The 20,255-nt window shown below is 68.3% G+C and carries 20 protein-coding genes and 1 tRNA gene; 9 read left to right on the top strand and 12 right to left on the bottom strand.

Annotation, left to right across the window (positions count from 1 at the left end; all coding sequences use genetic code 11):
- Window positions 1-107: 107 nt before the first annotated feature.
- The gene (locus ACX80H_RS10710) at window positions 108-1,367 is read left to right on the top strand and encodes a DUF445 domain-containing protein (protein ID WP_459313188.1); all 1,260 of its coding nucleotides are present in this window, start codon (window positions 108-110) and stop codon (window positions 1,365-1,367) included.
- Here ACX80H_RS10710 and ACX80H_RS10705 read toward each other — a convergent pair.
- On the bottom strand, window positions 1,364-2,152 hold the full coding sequence (locus ACX80H_RS10705) for a hypothetical protein (RefSeq protein WP_459313186.1): 789 nt from the start codon (window positions 2,150-2,152) through the stop codon (window positions 1,364-1,366). The genes ACX80H_RS10710 and ACX80H_RS10705 overlap by 4 nt on opposite strands.
- Before the next feature lie 197 nt (window positions 2,153-2,349).
- Window positions 2,350-2,619 carry a GlsB/YeaQ/YmgE family stress response membrane protein gene (locus ACX80H_RS10700; RefSeq protein WP_459313184.1) on the bottom strand — a complete coding sequence of 90 codons (270 nt, stop codon included), beginning with the start codon at window positions 2,617-2,619 and terminating at the stop codon, window positions 2,350-2,352.
- 669 nt (window positions 2,620-3,288) lie between these two features.
- Here ACX80H_RS10700 and ACX80H_RS10695 point away from each other — a divergent pair.
- From ACX80H_RS10695 to ACX80H_RS10680, 4 genes are read left to right on the top strand one after another with little or no spacing between them, the layout of a single operon-like run.
- Window positions 3,289-4,056 carry a DeoR/GlpR family DNA-binding transcription regulator gene (locus ACX80H_RS10695; protein WP_459313182.1) on the top strand — a complete coding sequence of 256 codons (768 nt, stop codon included), beginning with the start codon at window positions 3,289-3,291 and terminating at the stop codon, window positions 4,054-4,056.
- Entirely contained in the window at window positions 4,053-5,075 is a 1,023-nt protein-coding gene (locus ACX80H_RS10690; protein ID WP_459313180.1) for a 1-phosphofructokinase family hexose kinase, read from the top strand. The genes ACX80H_RS10695 and ACX80H_RS10690 overlap by 4 nt, the downstream gene beginning before the upstream one ends.
- Window positions 5,075-7,174 (top strand): PTS fructose transporter subunit IIABC, encoded by a 2,100-nt coding sequence (locus tag ACX80H_RS10685; RefSeq protein ID WP_459313178.1) that lies wholly within the window; start codon window positions 5,075-5,077, stop codon window positions 7,172-7,174. The genes ACX80H_RS10690 and ACX80H_RS10685 overlap by 1 nt, the downstream gene beginning before the upstream one ends.
- Window positions 7,175-7,226: 52 nt before the next feature.
- Complete coding sequence (locus ACX80H_RS10680) at window positions 7,227-7,505, top strand: HPr family phosphocarrier protein (RefSeq protein ID WP_301224348.1); 279 nt, start codon at window positions 7,227-7,229, stop codon at window positions 7,503-7,505.
- A gap of 269 nt (window positions 7,506-7,774) precedes the next feature.
- Here the strand turns inward: ACX80H_RS10680 and ACX80H_RS10675 are convergent, their stop codons facing one another.
- From ACX80H_RS10675 to ACX80H_RS10655, 5 genes are all read right to left on the bottom strand, one after another.
- Window positions 7,775-8,497, bottom strand: a complete 723-nt coding sequence (locus tag ACX80H_RS10675) for a hypothetical protein (RefSeq protein WP_459313176.1) — start codon at window positions 8,495-8,497, stop codon at window positions 7,775-7,777.
- On the bottom strand, window positions 8,494-9,228 hold the full coding sequence (locus ACX80H_RS10670) for a hypothetical protein (RefSeq protein WP_459313175.1): 735 nt from the start codon (window positions 9,226-9,228) through the stop codon (window positions 8,494-8,496). Before ACX80H_RS10670 ends, ACX80H_RS10675 begins: the two co-directional genes overlap by 4 nt.
- 148 nt (window positions 9,229-9,376) lie before the next feature.
- Complete coding sequence (locus ACX80H_RS10665) at window positions 9,377-9,610, bottom strand: hypothetical protein (protein ID WP_459313173.1); 234 nt, start codon at window positions 9,608-9,610, stop codon at window positions 9,377-9,379.
- A 242-nt stretch (window positions 9,611-9,852) separates the two neighbouring features.
- Window positions 9,853-11,124 carry an endonuclease/exonuclease/phosphatase family protein gene (locus tag ACX80H_RS10660; RefSeq protein ID WP_459313171.1) on the bottom strand — a complete coding sequence of 424 codons (1,272 nt, stop codon included), beginning with the start codon at window positions 11,122-11,124 and terminating at the stop codon, window positions 9,853-9,855.
- A 118-nt stretch (window positions 11,125-11,242) separates the two neighbouring features.
- A complete protein-coding gene (locus ACX80H_RS10655) occupies window positions 11,243-11,884 on the bottom strand; it encodes a hypothetical protein (protein WP_459313169.1) in 642 nt (213 codons plus the stop codon).
- A gap of 185 nt (window positions 11,885-12,069) precedes the next feature.
- Between ACX80H_RS10655 and ACX80H_RS10650 the strand changes: the two genes are divergently transcribed.
- Window positions 12,070-12,825: a ZIP family metal transporter gene (locus tag ACX80H_RS10650; RefSeq protein ID WP_459313167.1), complete on the top strand. Its 756-nt coding sequence runs from the start codon at window positions 12,070-12,072 to the stop codon at window positions 12,823-12,825.
- A gap of 45 nt (window positions 12,826-12,870) precedes the next feature.
- Here the strand turns inward: ACX80H_RS10650 and ACX80H_RS10645 are convergent.
- Window positions 12,871-12,944, bottom strand: a tRNA-Lys gene (locus ACX80H_RS10645).
- 142 nt (window positions 12,945-13,086) lie between these two features.
- On the opposite strand from ACX80H_RS10645, the gene ACX80H_RS10640 reads away from it, so the two are divergent.
- The 3 genes from ACX80H_RS10640 (at window position 13,087) to ACX80H_RS10630 (ending at window position 15,577) form a co-directional block, all read left to right on the top strand.
- Window positions 13,087-13,734: a hypothetical protein gene (locus ACX80H_RS10640; RefSeq protein WP_459313165.1), complete on the top strand. Its 648-nt coding sequence runs from the start codon at window positions 13,087-13,089 to the stop codon at window positions 13,732-13,734.
- Window positions 13,735-13,948: 214 nt separating this feature from the next.
- Window positions 13,949-14,566, top strand: coding sequence for a DUF47 domain-containing protein (locus tag ACX80H_RS10635; RefSeq protein WP_459313163.1), 618 nt, complete (start codon window positions 13,949-13,951; stop codon window positions 14,564-14,566).
- Window positions 14,567-15,577 carry an inorganic phosphate transporter gene (locus ACX80H_RS10630; protein WP_459313161.1) on the top strand — a complete coding sequence of 337 codons (1,011 nt, stop codon included), beginning with the start codon at window positions 14,567-14,569 and terminating at the stop codon, window positions 15,575-15,577.
- 321 nt (window positions 15,578-15,898) lie between these two features.
- On the opposite strand, the gene pstB is transcribed toward ACX80H_RS10630, so the two are convergent.
- The 4 genes from pstB to pstS form a co-directional block, all read right to left on the bottom strand.
- Entirely contained in the window at window positions 15,899-16,678 is a 780-nt protein-coding gene (gene pstB / locus ACX80H_RS10625) for a phosphate ABC transporter ATP-binding protein PstB (RefSeq protein WP_459313160.1), read from the bottom strand.
- Between the two features lie 30 nt (window positions 16,679-16,708).
- Window positions 16,709-17,815 (bottom strand): phosphate ABC transporter permease PstA, encoded by a 1,107-nt coding sequence (gene pstA / locus ACX80H_RS10620; RefSeq protein ID WP_459313158.1) that lies wholly within the window; start codon window positions 17,813-17,815, stop codon window positions 16,709-16,711.
- Window positions 17,816-18,733: a phosphate ABC transporter permease subunit PstC gene (gene pstC / locus ACX80H_RS10615; RefSeq protein WP_459313416.1), complete on the bottom strand. Its 918-nt coding sequence runs from the start codon at window positions 18,731-18,733 to the stop codon at window positions 17,816-17,818.
- A gap of 181 nt (window positions 18,734-18,914) precedes the next feature.
- Complete coding sequence (pstS, locus tag ACX80H_RS10610; RefSeq protein ID WP_459313157.1) at window positions 18,915-20,033, bottom strand: phosphate ABC transporter substrate-binding protein PstS; 1,119 nt, start codon at window positions 20,031-20,033, stop codon at window positions 18,915-18,917.
- Between the last annotated feature and the right edge of the window lie 222 nt (window positions 20,034-20,255).

Raw genomic sequence — 20,255 nt, 5'->3', positions numbered from 1 at the left:
CCCTTCGGGTCGTCGGCGGTGTCCCTATCACGGTACGCGACGGCGGGATCCGCGCACCATCGACGCTCCGGTCCGCCGTGCAGGGCGGCCTCGATAGACTCGGGAGGATGAATGTTCAGATGACCGGCCCAGACGCGGAGCGGGCGGCCGCCCTCCGTCGCATGAAGCTGCTGGCGACCGGGCTGCTGGCGGTGATGGCCGTCATCTTCGTGGTGGCCTTCGCCCTGCAGGATGCCTACCCCTGGCTCCAGTACGTCCGGGCTGCGGCCGAAGGCGGCATGGTCGGCGCCCTGGCCGACTGGTTCGCCGTGACAGCCCTGTTCAAGCACCCCATGGGGTTGAAGATCCCGCACACGGCGATCATCCCGCGCAAGAAGGACCAGATCGGAGAGTCGCTCGGCCAGTTCGTCGAGGAGAACTTCCTGTCCGAGGACGTGGTGCGCGCCAAGCTGGATTCCGCACGGATCGCGCAGAAGGCCGGCGCCTGGCTCGAGAAGCCCGAGAGCGCCGACCGCGTCGCCGTGGAGGGCGCCGCACTGATCCGGGGCATGTTCACCGTCCTGAACGACGACGCCGTGCAGGGCGTGATCGAATCCATGGTCCGCAAGCACCTGCTCGACCCGCCGTGGGGTCCGCCTATCGGCGGCATCGCGGAGCGCATCTTCGCGGAGGGCCACCACCACCGCCTCGTGGACCTGCTCGTGGACCGCGCCGGTGACTGGGTCGACGCGAACTACGCCGTGGTCACGAGGGTCGTCGCACAGCGCTCGCCCACCTGGGTCCCCCGGCTCGTGGACGGCGTCGTCGGCGACCGGGTGCACGCCGAACTCTCCAAGTTCATCCGGGCGGTGCAGGACGATCCGCAGCACGACGTCCGTCTCGCCATCGACAGGTACCTCCGCGACCTCGCCCAGGATCTCCAGCACAAGCCCGAGACCATCGCGAAGGCCGAGGAGATCAAGGGGCAGCTGCTCGACGACCCCCGCGTGCGCGACCTCACGGCCCGCACGTGGGCCACCATCAAGACGGCCCTCCTCGAGGCGGTCAACGATCCGCAGAGCGAACTGACCTCGAATTTCAAGGCAGCCGTGCGCGACTTCGGCTCCCGCCTGGCGAGCGACGCGGAACTGGCCGGCAAGGTGAACCGCTGGATCGCCGACGGCGCCTCCTACGCGGTCCGCACGTACCGCAGCGAGATCGCGGGCGTCATCTCCGAGACGGTGGGCCGCTGGGACGCGGAGGAGACCTCGCGGAAGATCGAGCTGCAGGTCGGCAAGGACCTCCAGTTCATCCGCATCAACGGCACCGTGGTCGGCTCACTGGCCGGCCTGCTCATCTTCGCCGTCGCCCACGCGATCTTCGGTTAGGCCCGCTTCCCGCCGTCTCCCGACTTTGGAAGCTGCAGTTCGTCGGCCAGTTCGCCGGGGATGGTGTGGGGCAATGGCCCGAACGCCTCGTGGGTGGTACGGATGACCGCCTTGCCCATGAGGTGGTTGCCGGTTCCGCCGACGATCGCTCCGGCCCCGAAGGGCAGTGCCCGTCCGAGCATGAAGCCGCCCTGCCGGGCGAGGAACTTCTTGAGGAAGCGCCGCTGGATGGATTTGGTAATGGATTTGACGAGCGAGGTGGACCCCGAATTGCTGACCATCTGGGCCCAGTACTGCGGGGCGCCCTGACCCGCGGAGGCACCGAGGATGGACCGGATGAGCGCCGTCCCCTCCTCCCCCATGAGGATCGCCATCACCATGGCCCGCGAGCGCTCCGGGTCCTCGGTGTTGATGCCGTGCAGTTCGGCGACGGACTCTGCGTACAGGGCCGTCGCCTCGAGGAATCCGATGGTCGCAGCAGCCGAGAGCCCCAGGGAGGCGATCGTGCCCACTGCCGGCACGGCGGCGGTAGCTCCGACAGCAGCTCCGGCGGCCGTCGTCGCCCGCAGGTAGTCGCGCTCCAGGAATCGCGCCAGTTCGGCCGGGGAGGCTTCCGGGTGCCGGCGCCGGAGCCGATTCAGGTTCGAGAGGATGAGGGGACGCTGGACGTCGAGGGCCCGTTCGATGCCCCGGAGGATCCCGGGCTTCGGGTTGCCGTCCTTGTCGAAGAGCGTTCCGTTGGCAGCCTTCACGGCTGGGTTCTCCTTGTTTCGGCCAAACATCATGGTCCTTCCGCGGCTGGATCGTCTGCCGTCTGGATCGAGTCTAGGTGGGGCGCAGGCCCGTGGGTCAGGTTCTCCTACTGGCGCGGACGCTGGTGCGACCACGCGCGGCAGGGGCGGGAAACAGCGGAAGGGCGCCACCGGGATCCGGTGGCGCCCTTCGGCAGCTGTTCCCCGCGGGGTTCAGCGGGCAGCGCTGGTTAGACGCGCGATCCACGGCGCTTGGTGACGGCACCGTAGATGGCGAGCACGATCAGGGCGCCGATGACGGCGAAGAGAATGGACATCAGCGAGAAGGTGCTGCCGAGGTTGACACCGAGGATGCTTCCGCCGATGAAACCGCCGAGGAAGGCGCCAATGACGCCGAGCAGCATCGTGATCAGGATGCCGCCGCCCTGCTTACCGGGCATGATCAGCTTGGCAAGGGCGCCTGCGATGAGGCCGAGGATAAGAAAACCGATGAAACTCATAAGATGCTCCTTGAGTGATTTCAGCCGCCCGTCCAGGGACGGGCCACTGGCCAATGTTCCGATGCACCGGAGTGCAGCTTTTGCCAACTGTACTTCATCAGCATGCTTAGGGTGCAATCCTAACACCATGCTAACCCTGCTTATCAAGTCCCTCCGGTGAATCTTTTCCGAACTGTTGCCGGGCGCGCCCTCCCGGGAGCGTGACGGCGAAGAGGCGGTGAAAGCGCGGCAAAATCGCGGGATCGCGGGGATCCTGCAGGCGCGCCGCGCGCAGGAGGGAGCCGGCGGACGGCAACTGCGGGCGCACCGCGCGGAGAATTAGTCCCAGCCCGATACCGGTCAATCCCCCAAATTTCCCCTAATAAGAATCGTCTGACCGATTTCGCAATTGCACTCGTGTAATTCCCGCTTTTCCGGTCGGATGGACCTGCACCTGGCCGCCCGGACGCTCCCTCCTACCGCCCCCCACTCCCTCGTGCCCGACATGCCCCGTCAGGCCCGGGGGACCAGGAGGCCTGACCTTCGCCCCCGCCCCGCTCCATCTGTGTTTGCTTTTGTCCAGCACGTAAAACCCTTGACCGAGGGGTAAAAGCGGGGATAGAGTCACTCAAACACAGATAAAGCCACATGCTGCGGGATCCGTCCCCAGCTGAAGACAACGGGGTCCTCATGTTCGCGGAAGAGCGCTATCGCCAGATCAGCAGCCTGGTCTCCGCCGACGGCCGCGTCACAGTGGCAGGCCTGTCATCACGCTTCGGCATCACGAAGGAAACGGTCCGCCGGGACCTCGCCCTCCTCGAGAACGACGGCGTGCTCCGCCGCGTCCATGGAGGCGCCATCGCCGGCAGCGGCGCGACGACGAACGAGCCGAGCCTGTCGAGCCGGTCGTCCCAGCACTCCCTCGAGAAGAAGCGCATTGCGCAGGCCGCCCTGGCCATGACACCCGTGACCGGTGCCGTCGTGCTCGATGCCGGCAGCACCACGGGAATGCTCGCCGAAATGCTGGCCGAGGAAGCCCGACCCGGGCTCGCCGTGGTCACCAACTCCGTCCAGATCGCGGCCCTCGTCTCCGGCGCAGGCGGAAGCGTCGAACTCGTGGGTGGCCGCGTACGGGCGCTGACCAGTGCGGCGGTCGGCAGCAGCACCGTGGCACACTTCTCCCGCCTCCGCGCCGACATCGCCTTCGTCGGAGCGAACGGCATCGCCGCCGGCTTCGGCCTCAGCACCCCCGATGTCGACGAGGCCGCCGTGAAGACCGCGATCGTCCGCTCGGCCCGGCGCGTGGTGCTTCTTGCCGACTCGTCGAAGTTCAGCGAGGAAACCCTGATCAGCTTCGCAAATCTGGAGGATATCGATGCACTCATCACCGACCGCGCACCCCGGGGCTCCCTGGCGGATGCACTCTCCGATGCCGACGTGGAGGTGATCGTCGCGTGATACTGACCCTCACAGCGAATCCCAGCATCGACCGCACCGTCGAGATCACTGCCCCCCTCACCCGCGGCGCGGTCCAGCGCGCAACCCACGTGGTGCAGGAGGCAGGCGGAAAGGGCGTCAACGTCAGCCGCGCCCTGGCGATGTCCGGCAGCCGGACCCTCGCCATCCTTCCGGGCGACGACGACGACGCCGTGCTCGCGGGATTGCGCAGCGTCTCCGTCCCGTTCCACAACGTGCCCATCGGCGCGGGCCTGCGGACCAACACGGCGATCACCGAACCCGACGGCACGACGACGAAGATCAACGAACCCGGCCCCGAACTGTCATCCGCCCAGCTCGAGGAACTGCTCGCCGTCGTCGTCGCCGAGAGTGACGGCGCCGGGTGGCTGGTCCTCGCCGGGTCCCTTCCACCGGGCGTTCCCCCGACCTTCTACACCAGGGTCACGGCCGCGGTCCGCGAAGCCTACGGACCGTCCGCGCCCCTGGTGGCCATCGACTCCTCGGGAGAACCGCTCACCGAGGCCGCCGCCGGTATCCCGGCGCCGGACCTGCTCAAGCCCAATGCCGAGGAGCTCAGCGAGCTCACCGGCATCGGTACGGGGGACGAGCTCGAGCAGGACCATGAACTGGCCGCGAAGGCCTGCGCGGTGCTCATCGCCGCGGGGGTGGGAGCGGTACTGGCGACCCTTGGATCCAAGGGCGCCCTGCTCGTGACGAATGCGGGGGCCTGGCACGCCGTGCACCCGCCCGTCATCGCGCGTTCCACCGTCGGTGCGGGAGACTCCGCCCTGGCCGGTTACCTGCTGGCGCACAGCGCAGGCGAACTCCCGGAGAACTGCCTGCGCCAGGCAGTTGCCCACGGATCGGCGGCCGCCGCCCTTCCCGGTTCCACCGTCCCATCGCTCGACCAAACAACGCCGGCCGCCGTCGCGGTCACCCCCCTCAGGGTCACGCTGCCCGTGACCGAACCAAGCGCAACCGGGTCCGCCGCAGGGCCCCTCGCACAGGAGGAATTCTGATGTCCGATCTCATCACCCCGGAGCTTGTCACTCTGGACAAGGACCTGGGGACCGAGCGCTCCTCGGTGATCCGTTACCTCGCGGAGCAGGTCGCCGCGCAGGGCCGCTCCACGGAAGTCGACGGCCTCTACGCCGACGCGCTCGCCCGGGAGCAGAAGACCTCGACCGGCGTTCCCGGTGGCATCGCCATCCCGCACTGCCGGTCCAAGGCCGTCACCGTCGCGACCCTCGCCATGGCACGGCTGTCCCCGCCCGTGGACTTCGGCGCCAAGGACGGCGCGGCGGACCTCGTCTTCTTCATCGCCGCTCCGGACGGGGCCGACCAGGAGCACCTCAAGCTGCTGTCGAAGCTCGCCCGTTCGCTCATCAAGAAGGACTTCACCGCCTCACTGCGCGCCGCACAGACCCCGGCGGACGTCGTCGCACTCGTCAACGGCGCCCTCGGACTCGGTGACGCCCCCGCCGGGACCGCGGGTGCCGGAGCCCACGCAGCCGGGTCCGCCGAGCACTCCGCCGGCGCCCGGGCGAGCGAAGCCGCGGCGACCCTCGGCACCTCGCCCAGCGGAACGGACACCACGGGACCCGCGCTCGACGCCGGCGGTACCACGGACACGAAGGTGCGCCGCCTCGTCGCCGTGACCGCCTGCCCCACCGGCATCGCGCACACCTACATGGCCGCCGACTCGCTCGTCGCGGCTGCCAAGGAGCGCGGCGTCGACCTCCAGGTGGAGACGCAGGGCTCGTCCGGAGCCACTCCCCTGGACCCTGCCGTGATCGCGTCCGCGGATGCCGTCATCTTCGCGGTCGACGTCGACGTCCGTGACAAGCACCGCTTCGCCGGCCTCCCCGTCATCAGTGCGCCCGTCAAGCGCGGCATCGACGAGCCGGGCGAGATGGTCGACGAAGCCCTCGCAGCCGCACAGAACCCGAACGCCCGCAGGGTCGCCGGGACCGGCAGCGACCAGACCGACGACGACGGCGGCCGGGACAGCATCGGCGGGACGCTCAAGCGGGCGCTCCTCACCGGCGTCAGCTACATGATCCCCTTCGTCGCCGGAGGTGGCCTCCTGATCGCACTCGGCTTCCTGCTCGGCGGCTACCTGATCACCGAGACCGCGAACACTGTCGTCCTCGAGAACAGCCTGGTGAACCTGCCCGCGGGAGGCCTGGGTGAATACCTCGGGGCGGTGGCCTTCAAGATCGGCCAGCTGTCCCTCGGATTCCTGGTGCCCGCCCTCGCCGGCTACATCGCCTACGCGCTGGCCGACCGGCCGGGCATCGCTCCCGGTTTCGTCGCCGGTGCGGTCGCCGCTTTCATGGATGCGGGCTTCCTCGGCGGCATCGTCGGCGGTCTGCTCGCCGGCTACGTCGCGATGTCGATCGGGCACCTCTCGGTGCCGCGCTGGCTGCGCAGCCTGATGCCGGTCGTGATCATCCCCCTCGTGGCATCGATCGTCGCCTCGGGCCTGATGTTCCTCCTCCTCGGCGGCCCGATCGCGGCCCTCACTGCCGGGCTCAACAGCTGGCTCTCCGGCTTGACGGGCACCGCGGCGGTCGGCCTCGGCGTCATCCTCGGGCTCATGATGGCCGTCGACCTGGGCGGCCCCGTCAACAAGGTCGCCTACTCCTTCGCGGTCGCCGGCCTCGGTGCCGGATCCGTGGACAACCAGGCTCCCTGGCAGATCATGGCCGCCGTCATGGCGGCCGGCATGGTGCCGCCCCTGGCGATGGCGCTCGCCACCTCTCTCGACCGCCGCCGTTTCACCCTGGCGGAACGCGAGAACGGCAAGGCGGCCTGGCTGCTCGGCGCCGCCTTCATCTCGGAAGGCGCCATCCCCTTCGCGGCAGCCGACCCGCTGCGCGTCATCCCCGCGTCACTCCTCGGATCGGCTGTCACCGGGGCGATCGTCATGGGCACCGGGGTCACGTCGCAGGCTCCTCACGGCGGCATCTTCGTCTTCTTCGCCATCGGGAACGTACTGATGTTCGTCCTCGCGATTCTCGTGGGCACGATCATCTCGGCCCTCGCCGTGATCGCCCTCAAGCGCTACGCCGCGAGCAAGAAGAGCACCGCCACCGCCCAGCCGGTTGCAGCCTGACCTCCAGTCCGGTTGGCTGTATCGGGAACCCATCTACAAGAAGGAGCACATCATGGCAGAACGCAAGGCAACCGTGGCGAGTCGCGTAGGACTCCATGCCCGCCCGGCCTCGATTTTCGCGGAAGCGGCAGGTGACCTGCCGTTCGAGGTCACCATCGCCATGGACGGCGAGCCTGCCGAGGAAGCCATGGACGCCTCGAGCATCCTGTCGCTGATGAGCCTCGGAGCCTCACACGGTGACATCATCGTCCTGCGCGCCGAGGCCGACGGTGCAGAGGACGCGCTGGAGAGCCTGGCACGGATCATCGAGACGGATCACGACGCCGAGTAGCACCAACCACAAAGGGCACCATCCGCCGTCGATACCTGGCGGATGGTGCCCTTTCGCGTCCCCAGCGCTGCAAGCAGGTGGGTCCACCCGTTCTAATGGACTCACCTGCCTGCCGGATAACGATCCGCTGACCCCCCACGGACAGCGGCAGTTACATAATCATTATTTTTACATACCAACATGAAAACGTGAATGCCCCTGAGGACACAATCGGGTTTCTTTTGCCGGCTCGGATCCGCATCCGTCCCGGGGTACGCACAGCAGCGGTCCTAGGCGAGCTTGTTGGAACGCGCGCGGCGTCTCCTGCTGCGGGTATGGCTCAACCAGATCAGGCCAAGGCCCACCACCGTCATCATGATCGCCGAGAACGGCAGGATGATGTCCCAGGGGCCGAGCTGGATCGGCGTCGTCCTCAGCAGCACGAAGACCACGACGAGCGAAAATCCACCCGCCAGGAACGCGCAGGCGACCCGGTGGATGATCCGGGCTTGCTGATCCAGGGCCGACGCCGTCGCGGGTGCCACAAGGCACGCGGCGACATATCCCGGGTAGAGCCGTCCCAGGGCGGCGTACTGCTGCACCGTGTCCTGATCGTTGAAGTCCCGCAGGGCGGTCGAGCTGCCGGGCAGTTCACTGGCGACGAAGAAGTACAGTGTCGCCGCGACAGTCAGGCCGAGGATCGCGAGACCGAACGGACCGACGACCAGGCGCCGGGCGAGCGGCGAATCGAACGCCGCGGCCATCCTGGCGCCGAGGAGCACGAAGACCGCATACAGGGCCAGCCGGAGCAGGAGGTTCGCGACGTTGATCCCGCCGAGCACACCGTCCACCGCCGTATAGATGGGGCCGATCGACAGGCCGACGGCGACCGTGAGCAGCACCAGGGCGGTGAACACCGCGCGTCCGCGCCCGTTGCGTACCTCGGGTACCCGTACGGCGGCCCCCACGGCACAGAGGCAGAGGGCAACCCACTGAATGGTCGTCGCGGTCATCCCAGGTTCTCCCATAGTGCGCGGTCCTTGCCGTCGTCGAGCTCCGCTCGCCGGATCTGCTTGCCGAGGACGTCGAGCCGGTCGCGCGCAAGGAAGACGAGGTCGAGGTCGGACAGGGCGCACAGGGCCCGGGAACGGCCGTCCTCGGGCCAGCCACCCTCCTCGGAGGTGAGCAGCCCGGTCACCACCAGCCCACTGGTCAACGAGACCCCGCCGATCCGTGCGGCCTGCACGGCGATCGCGGGGGCGAGCCGGCCGGCGGTGAGCTGGGCCGAGAGGTTCTGCCGGGCCACGCCGGTGCTCGCTGCCAGTTGCTGGCGGAGGTCACCGGGGTCGATGGCCTCGATCCAGGCGCGGACCGAGTTGTGATGGGGGAAGGGCGCGAGGCCGAGGTGCAGATCGGTTCCCGCCTCCTCCCTGTCCTCGCTGCGGGCCACCAGCAGGCGCAGGATGTCGATGTGCGAGACCTGGCTGACGAGCTCCGCGTCCGTGGGCTGTCGGATCCCCTCGGGCAGGTCCTCGTAGCCCTGGAACACGGCGAGCGCATCAACGGGCGGGATGCCGTATCCGCGGGCGATGGCGACGACGGTCTGCACCGACACCTTGCCCCGGACGAGCTGCTGCGCAAGGGTGGACCGCTTGATGCCGGCGACCCTGCAGACGTCGGACACGGTGTCCTGCGGAGCGACCTGGGAACGCCACAGCTGGAAAGCCTTGGCTGTGACGGACATCATCACCTTTCGATTGGACTTTTCGGGCTGTTGTCGAAGTATACTGAGATCGCTGGCTCCGATTTCTGCGATTCCCCCATACGCAGAACTCGGAGCCAGCTCCATCTTAACGGCCGTCCAGCGCCCTGCAGTGGGCGGGGCGGTGCGCCTACCAGCGCACCTTCTTCTCCTTCTTGCCCTGCTTGCTGCTCTCATGGGCCGCCTTCGCGTGGCCTCCGCCGGGCGCCGCTGCGGGATTCCCGGCCTGGTTCTTCTTCGCGAGTGCGAGTTTTGCGCGCGGGTCGTCCTGCAGTTTCCGGGACGCGGTGCCCGTGGCCGGCGTCGGGTCCGCGTCGCCGGGACCGTCGGTAGGGACAGGATCGTTCTGGGGTGTGCTGGTCATGGTGTTCCTTTCGGGAGGTGTGCGCGGCACCGGTCGGAACAGGACGCACCGAGACGTGCGGAGGACTGCGAGGACCGGAGTAATCGAGGAGGCGCGCTTGGAGCGGGTGTCATCGACAAGTGCTGGGCCGGCAGGAGCCGGCGCGATTACTGGGAAGGGATCGTCTCCATGGATTGGACCGTACACCCGGCGCAGTACCGCGACAAGGTCCACCGATCGACGTCGGGACACGCACGCCGCGGCTAGCGCTGCCTGACGCCGCTCACGGTGACATCCACGTAGACCAGCCGGTGGTCGCTGGTGGGGAAGGGGAAGATGCCCGTCAATTCGGAGCCGGGCGTACCGGCCCGAGGCCAGAACACACCTGAGGCGGAGACCCGCAGGTTGCGTGACGGCAGCACGTAGTCGGCGCGGATGTTGCCCGCGTTCCGGTCCTCGAAGTCGGCGGTGTCGAACTGCGGGTCACTGCGGTGCTCCGCGTTGACTCCACCCTGGAGCGCCGATGCTTCGGTTGCACCGCTCGAGGACGGCAGCGGATCCTGGATCAGCCTGTTGCCCAGCAACCGTCCGATCGCTCCGTCCCGCGAGTCCCCGTCCAGGGGGTCGCTGTTCTGGTCGCCCAGTACGACGAAGCGCTCCCCACGCCTGAGTCCGCCCGCGGCACCGTCGTCGTCCTGGATGTAGGACGCGTCGGGGCCGCCGGTCACGTAGTCGGACCAGAACCTGATCTCGTCACTGTTCCGTCTGCCGTTGCGGTCCTCTTCGCCGTCGAAGACGGGAGGAGTGGGGTGGCTGGCCAGGACGTGGACGGCCTTGCCGCCGACGCTCACCGGGATGTCCCAGTGGGACTTGCTGGAGAGGGGAAGGACGGCGAGTTCGTCGGAGGAGTACCAGTCGGCCGGCGCCTCCGTGGCGGGGTTGTCCGGGAGCAGTGCGCCCGGCATGTCCTTCCAGAGGAAGTCCCGGAACGTTCGGACCGCCCCCGTCTGGATGGGGTACTTCGAGTAGACCACCATGCCGTACTGCCCCTCGAACGCGCCGAAGCCGAGGGCGTCGCCGGCGCCGCCCACCGCGCCGTCGTTGTCGAGGTCGTAGCCGCTCGGGACACCGGTGTTGGAGGGAGCGGTGTAGACGTAGGGGTAGTCCAGCGGCGCCTTGCCGTTCTGGCTGACGCGGAGGTAGTTCTGGTCGAACAGGTCGGCGGCCCTGTTGCCCGGGGCGTAGTCGAATTCGTTGAGGAGGACGACGTCGGGCCGGGTGACCTGCAGGACCTCGGCGATGGCACGGGCCTGGGCGTTCGCCGGGGTGCTCAGGTCCCGAACCAGGTCGCCGGGGGCGGACCGGTTGAGGCTTGCGTTGTAGGTGGCGAAGCGGACGTTCTGCATGTTCCCCTCGTCACCGACCGGGACGAGGGTCCGGGTGTCGTCCGGAGGACCTGCGAGGGCAGCCGGCGCGGCAGCGACGAGCAGGGATGCGGCCAGGAGGCCGGCCGAGCATCGCACCGGTATTCGCATGCTTCCCTCCTTTGGATCGCGGGGCCGGCAAGCGGCAGACGGACAGCAGCGGTAGTTCGCTGTGGAAACTTAAGCCTAAGCGCGGGGATCACTTCAGGGCGGACTGGAGTGTAACGATTCAAGGTCGACTCGGGACAGCCCGGTGGCACCCGAGGGGGTACGCACCGATGTCCTGCTCGGCGAGGACGAGAGCGCGCTCGAGCCGGCCCACGGCGTCCGCGTAGCCCCGCATCTCCTCGGGATCCGCCTGGTGGTCCGCCCCGGGCTCCGCTGTGGAACCGGGCCCGGCCCGCCGCTCGGCACCGGCTGCCCGCAGCGCATGGATGACCGACCTCGCTGCGGGGTGGGTGGGATCATGCATGCCCGGGTAGCGGATCGCCTTGGCGGGATCGACGTCGTACTCCGCCCAGCGCTGCACGACCGCGTCGTGGCGCCGGCACAGGCGCTCCCAGACGGCCGTACGCGCAGACTCCCGGACGGCACGTACCCTTCGCACGTGGCGGCGCCGGGCCCAGGTGAAGGCCGCCAGCGGGGAGACGATGCCGACTCCCACCGCCATCACCGCTCCCGCTCCGCCCAGCGCTCCGGCCACGACTCCCGCTCCGAGGATGACGAGGATCCCGCCGAAGGCGGTCCAAAAGTAGTCGTCGGCCCCTCCACCGCGGCGGGAGGCGGCATCGACCCGCCAGCCGGTCAGGGCAGCAGCCCCGGCCATGACGGCGCATGCGGCCAGGCTTCCGGCCAGGGCGGCGGCGTCCATGGATTCCCCTCCGTCCGGGGCGTCGTTGCGCCCGAAGTTCTCCAGTTCCTGGTACCAGTGCAGACGAGGGACGACGGCGAGTCAATCCCCTCCGGCCCGGAACTTCAGCTGCCGGCCTCCAGTCCTTCCTGTGGCAGGCTTGGCGGAGTTTTTGTCGTCGTCGTCCCGAGAAGGAGCAAGGTCCCGTGCCGCTGTGGCTGCAAGCATTCCTGTGGGGAGCGATCGCCGGAGGAGCGCTGCTCGTCGGGTCGGCGATCGCATGGAAGTGGAAGGTGCCGCCGCGCATCGTGGCCTTCGTGATGGCCTTCGGAGCCGGCGTCCTGATCTCGGCCCTCGCGTTCGAGCTCGTCAGTGAGGCGCAGGAGGCGGGCGGGCTCCTGCCCACGGCACTGGGGTTCCTCGCCGGAGCGGTGATCTATGTCAGCGCGAACGCCCTCCTCGCCCGGCAGGGCGCCCAGCACCGGAAGCGATCGGGCGGCCAGCAGCCCTCGGAGGAGGAGGACGCCGGCAGCGGCAACGCCATAGCTCTCGGGGCGCTGCTCGACGGCATCCCGGAGTCCGTGGTCCTGGGTCTGGGGCTCGTGGCGGGCGGCGCCGTGAATCCTGCCGTCCTCGTCGCGATCTTCATCTCGAACGTGCCCGAGGGTCTCTCGAGCACCGCCGGCATGAGGAACGCCGGACGCAGTTCGCGCTATGTCTTCGGGCTGTGGGGCGGGATTGCGCTGATCTCCGGCCTCGCGGCGCTCGCCGGGTACTCGCTCCTGGCGGGTGCCTCCGGGGTGACGGTCGCCTTCATCACCGCCATCGCCGCCGGGGCGATCCTCGCGATGGTGGCCGACACCATGATCCCCGAAGCCTTCGAGCGCCAGCACATGCTCACGGGACTCATCGCCGCGCTCGGCTTCCTCACCGCGTTCGTCGTCCACGAGGTGTCCGGCTAGGACGCAGAAGACCCCGGACCGACGTCCCGGGGTCTTCTGCACAGGTGGGCCCTGTGGGGCTCGAACCCACGACCCACGGATTAAAAGTCCGTTGCTCTAGCCAACTGAGCTAAGGGCCCACTCCACCGTCCACGCCCGGCGCATCCGAAGACGGCCGTCGTGGTGCGATGACCCGCTTACTTTATCGCAATCACCCCTGCTCCGGAGACAGCGCAGGGCCGCGGCGTACGGCCCGAAATTCCGCAGGAGTATCCTCGTTCCATGGACGGCGAATACACGAACAACAGCCCGCGGCCCCACAAGCCGAAGCCATTCGCTCCCGCGGACTTCGAGGTTTTCGCGGGTGGAGTCGATCCGTCGCGGGTCTCCGAAGCCGCCCACATGGCGGCACACGCCCTGGTGCACCACGGGCGCGACGCCGACGATCCGGACGTGACGCGCCGCCTCGTGGAACTCGCCGACCAGCAGGGCCTCGAAGCCATCGCCGAGATGTGGGCCGAGAGCCCAGCTCGGTCCCTGCCCGGCGCCCTGTGGCGACTGTATGCGCTGCGGGCGGCCACCCAGCAGAACCCCGAGCGGATCGCCGCCTACTTCGCCTCCGGTAAGGAAGTGGCCCAGGTGTCGAAGGTCGTCGCCGGCGTCGCCGAGCCGCCGGGCGCAGTGGAGATGGCCACAATGGCGGATACCATCCTGTCCGGCGCCTTCGAGGGGGACTTCGACGTCGCCCTCGAACGCTTCGCCGCGTTCTGCCGCGTCGTCGCCCTGGGCCAAGCCAACCACGCCGACGACGCCGAACTCGCCAACGGCCCGCACGCCTCCAAGCTGACCCGCAATTCGCATCAGCTCATCAAGACCGCGGAGGACCTCGAACACGCCGCGGAATCCTGGCGGCGCGGAGAGCTCGACTGAACCGCCCGCTGTGGCCGATGTTGACAGCAGCTCCGGGGAGGGCAAGACTTAATACGGCGTCGGACCGTGGAACCCCCGGGCTTCAACACTCAGCCGCTTCGAGCGGCCTTCCGCCGAGAGGCGCTCCCGGTTCGACGCCACTACTATGCCCACCGGCAAACAGCGCGGCTTCTGTTCGGCCGTCGCTCCGTTCATATCCTCCGAGGAAGACTCCGTGAAACTACGCCTCTTCCCGCAGGAGAACGCTGGGCTCGAACTGCTCTCCCGCATGGCCCGGCAGCTCGTGCTCGGCGTCGGGACGATGTCCGCGATCCTCGGCGCGTCCACCGACGAGTACGACCGCCTCTCCGAGGAACTGCACCAGCACGAATCGGCGTCGACGGACCTGCACTTCGCCCTCCTGACGTCCATGCGGACCTCCTTCATCAACCCTCTCCCCCGCGAGGACCTCTACGTGCTGTCCCGGCTGCTCAACGAGGCGATCGAGAAGCTCGACGGCGCCGGAGAGCTCATCGCCCTGTACAAACTGAGCAAGCTGAGCCAGCGGGCTGCCGATCAGCTCGAGGTCATCAACCGGCAGGCCGAGCTGACGGCGGTCGCCATGCAGCGGCTGACGTCGATGGAGGACCTCGAGGAGTACTGGATCGAGATCCTGCGCCTGGCCCGGCGTGCCGAGCGCACGCACCGCAGCTGGTGCGCCGAACTCCTGAACGACCACAAGCCCCTCGTCTACGCGCGGCACCGCGACGTGGCGAACCAGCTCGTCGACGTCACCAAGGACATCAGGAGGGTCGCCACCCAGGTGGGCAGCATCCTCGTCAAGGAATCGTAGGTGGAGTCCCTCCTCCTCGGTATGGTGGTCGTCATCGCCGGTGGTTTCGCCTTCCTCAACGGCTTCCACGACGTCTCGAACTCCGTGGCCACAGCGGTCCGGACGCGGGCGCTGACGCCGACCGTCGCCGTCCTGCTCGCCGCGCTGTTCAACCTCGTGGGCGCGCTGCTCAGCACGTCGCTGGCGCTCTTCTTCACCGATGCCGCGATCGGCCTCCCGCCGGGGTCGACGGGGCTGGGGATCCTCGTCTCCGCGCTGCTCTCCGCCTGCCTCTGGAGCCTCGTCACCTGGTACCGCGGCAAGCCGTCGTCGTCGACCCACGCGCTGCTGGGCGGGATCATCGGTGCCGGCGCGGCCTCGCAGCTGACCAACGGCCCCGCGATGAGCGGTGCGGGGGAAACCCTCCTGCTGCAGATCGTGCTGCCGCTCGTGCTCTCGCCGGTCGTCGCCTACCTCCTGGCGTACGCCGCGGTGTTCCCGGCCACGTGGCTGCTGCGCCACGGCTCGCCGACGAGGGTCAACCGGGGCAACCGCATGGCACAGTCGGTGCTGGCGGGTGCCTTCGCCCTCGGCCACGGGCTCCAGGACGGCCAGCGGACCATGGCAGTCATCCTGCTCGCCCTCGCGGGTTCGGGTTACGCGGTGGGGTCCGGTATACCCCTCTGGGTCCAGGTGTTCGCCGCCGTCCTGCTGGCCGCCGGATCCCTGTTCGGCGGCTGGCGCATCACGCACACCCTCGGCAACCGGCTGGTGCACATCGACCCCTTGCGCGGCATGACCGCCCAGGGCGTGAGCTCGGTGATGCTGTTCGTCGGCGCCATCTCCCTGCACTTCCCGCTGTCCAGCACACACACCATGACGTCCGCGATCGTGGGGGCCGGGGCCAACCAGCGGTTCGCCTCCGTCCAGCGGCCGCGGGTGGTGCGTATCCTCGCCGTCTGGCTCGGCACCGCGCCGCTCACCGCACTGGTGGGAGCCGTCTTCTTCCTGGCGCTGAGCCCGCTGCTGTAGCCGTCGGGAGCGCGTGGCCTTCCGTCGAGTGTGCCGCCGCGCCGCGTGCCCGGACCCGGGGCGGCGCTCCACCGGGTCCGAGCCGCCGCCACGGGTCTGCGCGTCCGGCACCCGCGACCGAATGCCGCAAGTTCGCCGTTCGGGTGCCGCCGCGCCGCGTGACCGGACCCGGGGCGGCGCTTAACCGGGTCCGAGCCGCCGCCACGGGTCTGCGCGTTCGGCACCCGTCCGGCCACCCGCACCCTCCCGGAACGACGACGGCGGCCCCCCCTTGGGAGCCGCCGTCGCCATGCCGCCCATTCCGGCGGCGGGAGTAGGTGTCTACCCGAAGCGGCCGGAGACGTAGTCCTCGGTCGCCTTCTGCGCGGGCTTGTTGAAGATCGTGGTGGTGTCGCCGTACTCGATGAGCTTGCCCGGCTTGCCCGTACCGGCGATGTTGAAGAACGCCGTCTTGTCCGAGACGCGCGCCGCCTGCTGCATGTTGTGCGTCACGATCACCACGGTGTACTCGGCCTTGAGCTCGTTGATGAGGTCCTCGATGGCCAGGGTGGAAATGGGGTCCAGGGCCGAGCAGGGCTCGTCCATCAGGATCACCTGCGGGGACACCGCGATGGCGCGGGCGATGCAGAGGCGCTGCTGCTGGCCGCCGGAGAGGCCCGAGCCGGGGCGTCCCAGGCGGTCCTTCACCTCGTTCCACAGGTTCGCGCCGCGGAGGGACCTCTCGACGAGGTCGTCGCCGTCGGACTTGCTCATGCGCTTGTTGTTGAGCTTGACGCCGGCCAGCACGTTGTCCCGAATGGACATCGTGGGGAACGGGTTGGGCCGCTGGAAGACCATGCCGATCTGGCCGCGCACGGTGACGGGGTCCACGGCGTCGGCGTACAGGTTGTCGCCGTCGAGCAGCACCTCGCCCTCCACCCGTGCACCGGGGATGACCTCGTGCATGCGGTTGAGCGTGCGGAGGAACGTGGACTTGCCGCAGCCCGACGGGCCGATGAACGCGGTCACGGAGCGCGCTTCGATATTGATGTTCACGTCCTCCACGGCAAGGAACTTGCTGTAGTAGACGTTCAGGTCCTTGACGTCGATTCGCTTGGACATTGCTTCCTTATGGGTCGTTTCCGCGGATGCTCAGCGGCTGGTCTTGGGGGCGAAGATGCGGGCGACGAGGCGGGCGACAAGGTTGAGCAGCATCACCATGAGGATCAGCAGGAGCGCTGCGGCCCAGGCACGCTGGGTACTCGGATCCGGCGACGTCGGGGAGGTCGGGGTGAGGATCTGGTAATAGATGAAGGTGGGGAGGGTGCTCATCCACCCGCTGAAGACGTTCCAGTTGATGGAGCTCGCGAATCCCGCCGTCACCAGAATAGGTGCGGTCTCACCGATGACGCGTGCGATCGACAGGGTTACGCCAGAGGCGATACCGGAGATCGCGGTCGGGATGACCACCTTCGTGATGGTGCGCCATTTGCGCACCCCGAGCGCATACGACGCCTCGCGGAGTTCGTTCGGCACGATCTTCAGCATCTCCTCGGTGGAACGCACCACTACAGGGATCATGAGGACGGACAGCGCGACCGCCGCCACGAAGCCGGTGCGGGTCCCGGGGCCGAACAGCAGGGCGAACAGGGCCGCGGCGAACAGGCCCGCGACGATCGAGGGAATACCCGTCATCACGTCCACGAAGAAGGTGATGGCCTTGGTGAGGCCCTTCCCCGAGCCGTACTCGACAAGGTAGACGGCCGCGAGCAGGCCGATCGGCACGGAGATCAGCGTGGCCCACAGGGTGATCTGGAGCGTGCCGAGCACCGCATGGTACGCACCGCCCAGGACCGGAGCGCCCCCCTCGACCGCCTCGTTGTCCACGGCTCCCGTCACGCCGTTCATCGAGGTGAAGAGGAAGTTGTAGCTCAGCCCCGGCACGCCGCGCTCCAGGACGGTCCAGAGCACCGACACCAGGGGAAGCAGCGCGACCAGGAAGGCGCCGTAGACGAGGAACGTGACGAGCCGGTCCTTGGCCTTGCGCTCGCCTTCGGCGACGGCGGTCACCAGGGTGGCCGCGAGGACGAAGACGACGGCGGAGATGATGGCCCAGCCGACGACGCTGAAGCCGATGAGGGAGGCCAGTGCGGCTCCGAGGACGACCGAAGCTGCCAGGACGACCCACACGGCGTACGAGGGGAGCCGTCCTCGCGTGAGGTGGGACTGGCGACGCTGAAGCGTCTGGTTCGCTGACATCTAGTTCGCTCCCGAAAATTCTTTGTGCCGGGTGATGATGAAGCGGGCGATCATGTTGACGGCCAGCGTGATGACGAAGAGCACGAGGCCGGCCGCAATCAGCTCGTTGAGCCGGAGACCGAAGGCCTCCGGGAAGTTCAGTGCGATCTCGGCTGCGATGGTCTGGTTGCCGGACTTCACGAGACTCGCGACGAGCGCGCCGGGCGAGAGGACCAGCGCCACCGCCATGGTCTCTCCCAGCGCGCGGCCGAGGCCGAGCATCGTCGCGCTGATGATCCCCGGCCGGGCAAAGGGCAGGACCGCCATGCGGACCATCTCCCACCGTGTGGCTCCCATCGCGAGCGCGGCTTCCTCGTGGAGGTTGGGCGTCTGCAGGAAGATCTCCCTGCTGAGCGAGGTGATGATCGGGATGACCATGACCGCGAGGACGATACCGGCGGTGAGGATGGTCTTGCCGGTCTGGCTGGCGGGACCGGTGAAGATCGGGAGCCAGCCGAGGTTCTCGGCGAGCCAGGTGTACACCCGGGCGAGCTGCGGCGCGAGGACGATGTAGCCCCACGCGCCGTAGATGACCGAGGGGATGGCCGCGAGCAGGTCGACGACGTACCCGAAGGCCCTCGCGAGCCTGCGCGGGGCATAATGCGAGATGAAGAGCGCGACGGCGATGCCGATGGGCGTCGCGATCAGCAGCGCGATGGCGGCCGCGATGACCGTGCCGATGACGATCGGCAGGATGTAGGGGGCGAAGCCGTTGCCGCCGGTGACCTCGGTGGGGTCGGCGGTGAAGATCGGCGCAGCCTGTACGAGCAGGAACACTGCGACGCTGAAGAGGACGGCCAGGATCAGGATGCCGGCGGCCAGGGAGATGCCGGAGAAGATCTTGTCGCCTGCGCGGCCTCGATCCGCCGGCGCCTTCAGCGAGCTGGTCGACGCTTTCAGCGAGTTGGTTGACACGTCTTTGCCTTCCAGGCGGTCGATTTCAGGTGCAGGATCGGCCCGGGTGCCGGGCCGACAGGGAAGGTCACTGCCTATTCCAGCCGTGAACGGCGGACGGTCCCGTCCGGTCTCCATTAGACCAGACGGGACCGGCGGGCCTTCGCTAGGAGGCGACTTTGATGGACTCGATGGCCATCTGGGCCTTCTCGCGCAGGGTCTCCGACAGCGGGGCGTTCCCGGCAGAGGCCTCGGACTCCGCCTGGCCTTCCTCGCTGATCACGTAGGAGCCGAACGCCTTCACGAGGTCGACGGTCTCCTGGCTGTCATAGGTGGTGCAGTAGATGTGGTAGCTGACCAGGACGACGGGGTAGGCGCCGGATTCGGTGGTGTCGCGCTCGAGGTCGAGCGCCAGGTCGGACTCGGAGCGTCCCTCGACCGGCGTCGCGATGTCGACGGCCTTGGCCGCGGCGTCGGAGCTGATCTCGGTGTACTCCTCACCCACCTTGACCTTTGCCTTGCCGAGGTCACCGACGGCGGAGGCGTCGGCGTAGGTGATGGCGCCGTCGGTCGCGGTGACCGTCTGGACGACACCGGAGGTGCCCTTGGCGTTCTCGGACTCGAGCTCGGCCGGCCAGGCGCCGTCGGCCTCGTAGGTCCAGTCCTCGGGAGCCGCAGCGGCGAGGTACTCGGTGAAGTTCTCGGTGGTGCCGGACTCGTCCGAGCGGTGCACGACGGTGATTGCGGTGTCGGGCAGTTCGACGCCCTCGTTCTGGGAGGCGATCGCGGGATCGTTCCAGGTGGTGATCTCCTTCTTGAAGATCTTCGCGATGGTGGGAGCGTCGAGGTTCAGGTCGGTGACGCCCTCGAGGTTGAAGGCGATCGCGATCGGGGAGATGTAGACCGGAACGTCGATCGCACCCTCGGGACCGCAGACCTCCTGGGCCTGGGTCATCTCGTCGTCCTTGAGGTAGGCGTCCGAGCCGGCGAACTGGGCGCCGCCGCTCAGGAAGGCCTTGCGGCCCGCGCCGGAGCCGTCCGGCGAGTACTGCACCATGGTGCCCTGGTTGGCGGCCTCGAAGCCGGCCTTCCAGGCTTCCATCGCCGAGTTCTGCGCGGACGAGCCGATGCCGGTCAGGGTCCCCGTCACGGCGGAGCCTGCAGCGGAGGACGCACCTCCGGTCGCCGCGGGCTCGCCCGTGGCGTTGTCGGAACCACAAGCGGTCAGCGCCAGCGCAGCTACGGAGATAACTGCCGCAGCGCGGCCAATGCGAAGAACCTTCACTGAATTTTGCCCCTTCCAGGGATGCTTTCATCGGTGCACGAGCGGCACTCGGGAGAGATGTACGCGTTCTTGTACATCTTCGAAGCTAGGTACCGCAGGTGAAGAGAGTGGCTGAGGGACGTGAACGGAAGGTGAACAGCGCGGGACCATTGGCCTCCGGCGCCCGTGGACACTGGCGGAAGGAGACGAATGAGCCCACCCGTCCTACCTTCTAGACTGGGT

The sequence above is a fragment of the Arthrobacter pasteuri genome, from assembly GCF_054510955.1.
Note: the sequence above shows the minus strand (reverse complement) of the source record. Positions and strands in the feature narration are given on the sequence as shown.

Excerpts from the sequence above, each read along its gene's own strand:
- ACX80H_RS10685 (WP_459313178.1), top strand. The coding sequence starts at position 5,075 with ATGTCCGATCTCATCACCCCGGAGCTTGTCACTCTGGACAAGGACCTG.
- pstA (WP_459313158.1), bottom strand. The coding sequence starts at position 17,815 with ATGTCAGCGAACCAGACGCTTCAGCGTCGCCAGTCCCACCTCACGCGA.
- ACX80H_RS10670 (WP_459313175.1), bottom strand. The coding sequence starts at position 9,228 with ATGTCCGTCACAGCCAAGGCTTTCCAGCTGTGGCGTTCCCAGGTCGCT.
- ACX80H_RS10665 (WP_459313173.1), bottom strand. The coding sequence starts at position 9,610 with ATGACCAGCACACCCCAGAACGATCCTGTCCCTACCGACGGTCCCGGC.
- ACX80H_RS10680 (WP_301224348.1), top strand. The coding sequence starts at position 7,227 with ATGGCAGAACGCAAGGCAACCGTGGCGAGTCGCGTAGGACTCCATGCC.
- pstB (WP_459313160.1), bottom strand. The coding sequence starts at position 16,678 with ATGTCCAAGCGAATCGACGTCAAGGACCTGAACGTCTACTACAGCAAG.
- ACX80H_RS10675 (WP_459313176.1), bottom strand. The coding sequence starts at position 8,497 with ATGACCGCGACGACCATTCAGTGGGTTGCCCTCTGCCTCTGTGCCGTG.
- ACX80H_RS10655 (WP_459313169.1), bottom strand. The coding sequence starts at position 11,884 with ATGGACGCCGCCGCCCTGGCCGGAAGCCTGGCCGCATGCGCCGTCATG.
- ACX80H_RS10695 (WP_459313182.1), top strand. The coding sequence starts at position 3,289 with ATGTTCGCGGAAGAGCGCTATCGCCAGATCAGCAGCCTGGTCTCCGCC.
- ACX80H_RS10640 (WP_459313165.1), top strand. The coding sequence starts at position 13,087 with ATGGACGGCGAATACACGAACAACAGCCCGCGGCCCCACAAGCCGAAG.
- ACX80H_RS10705 (WP_459313186.1), bottom strand. The coding sequence starts at position 2,152 with ATGATGTTTGGCCGAAACAAGGAGAACCCAGCCGTGAAGGCTGCCAAC.
- ACX80H_RS10700 (WP_459313184.1), bottom strand. The coding sequence starts at position 2,619 with ATGAGTTTCATCGGTTTTCTTATCCTCGGCCTCATCGCAGGCGCCCTT.
- ACX80H_RS10710 (WP_459313188.1), top strand. The coding sequence starts at position 108 with ATGAATGTTCAGATGACCGGCCCAGACGCGGAGCGGGCGGCCGCCCTC.
- ACX80H_RS10660 (WP_459313171.1), bottom strand. The coding sequence starts at position 11,124 with ATGCGAATACCGGTGCGATGCTCGGCCGGCCTCCTGGCCGCATCCCTG.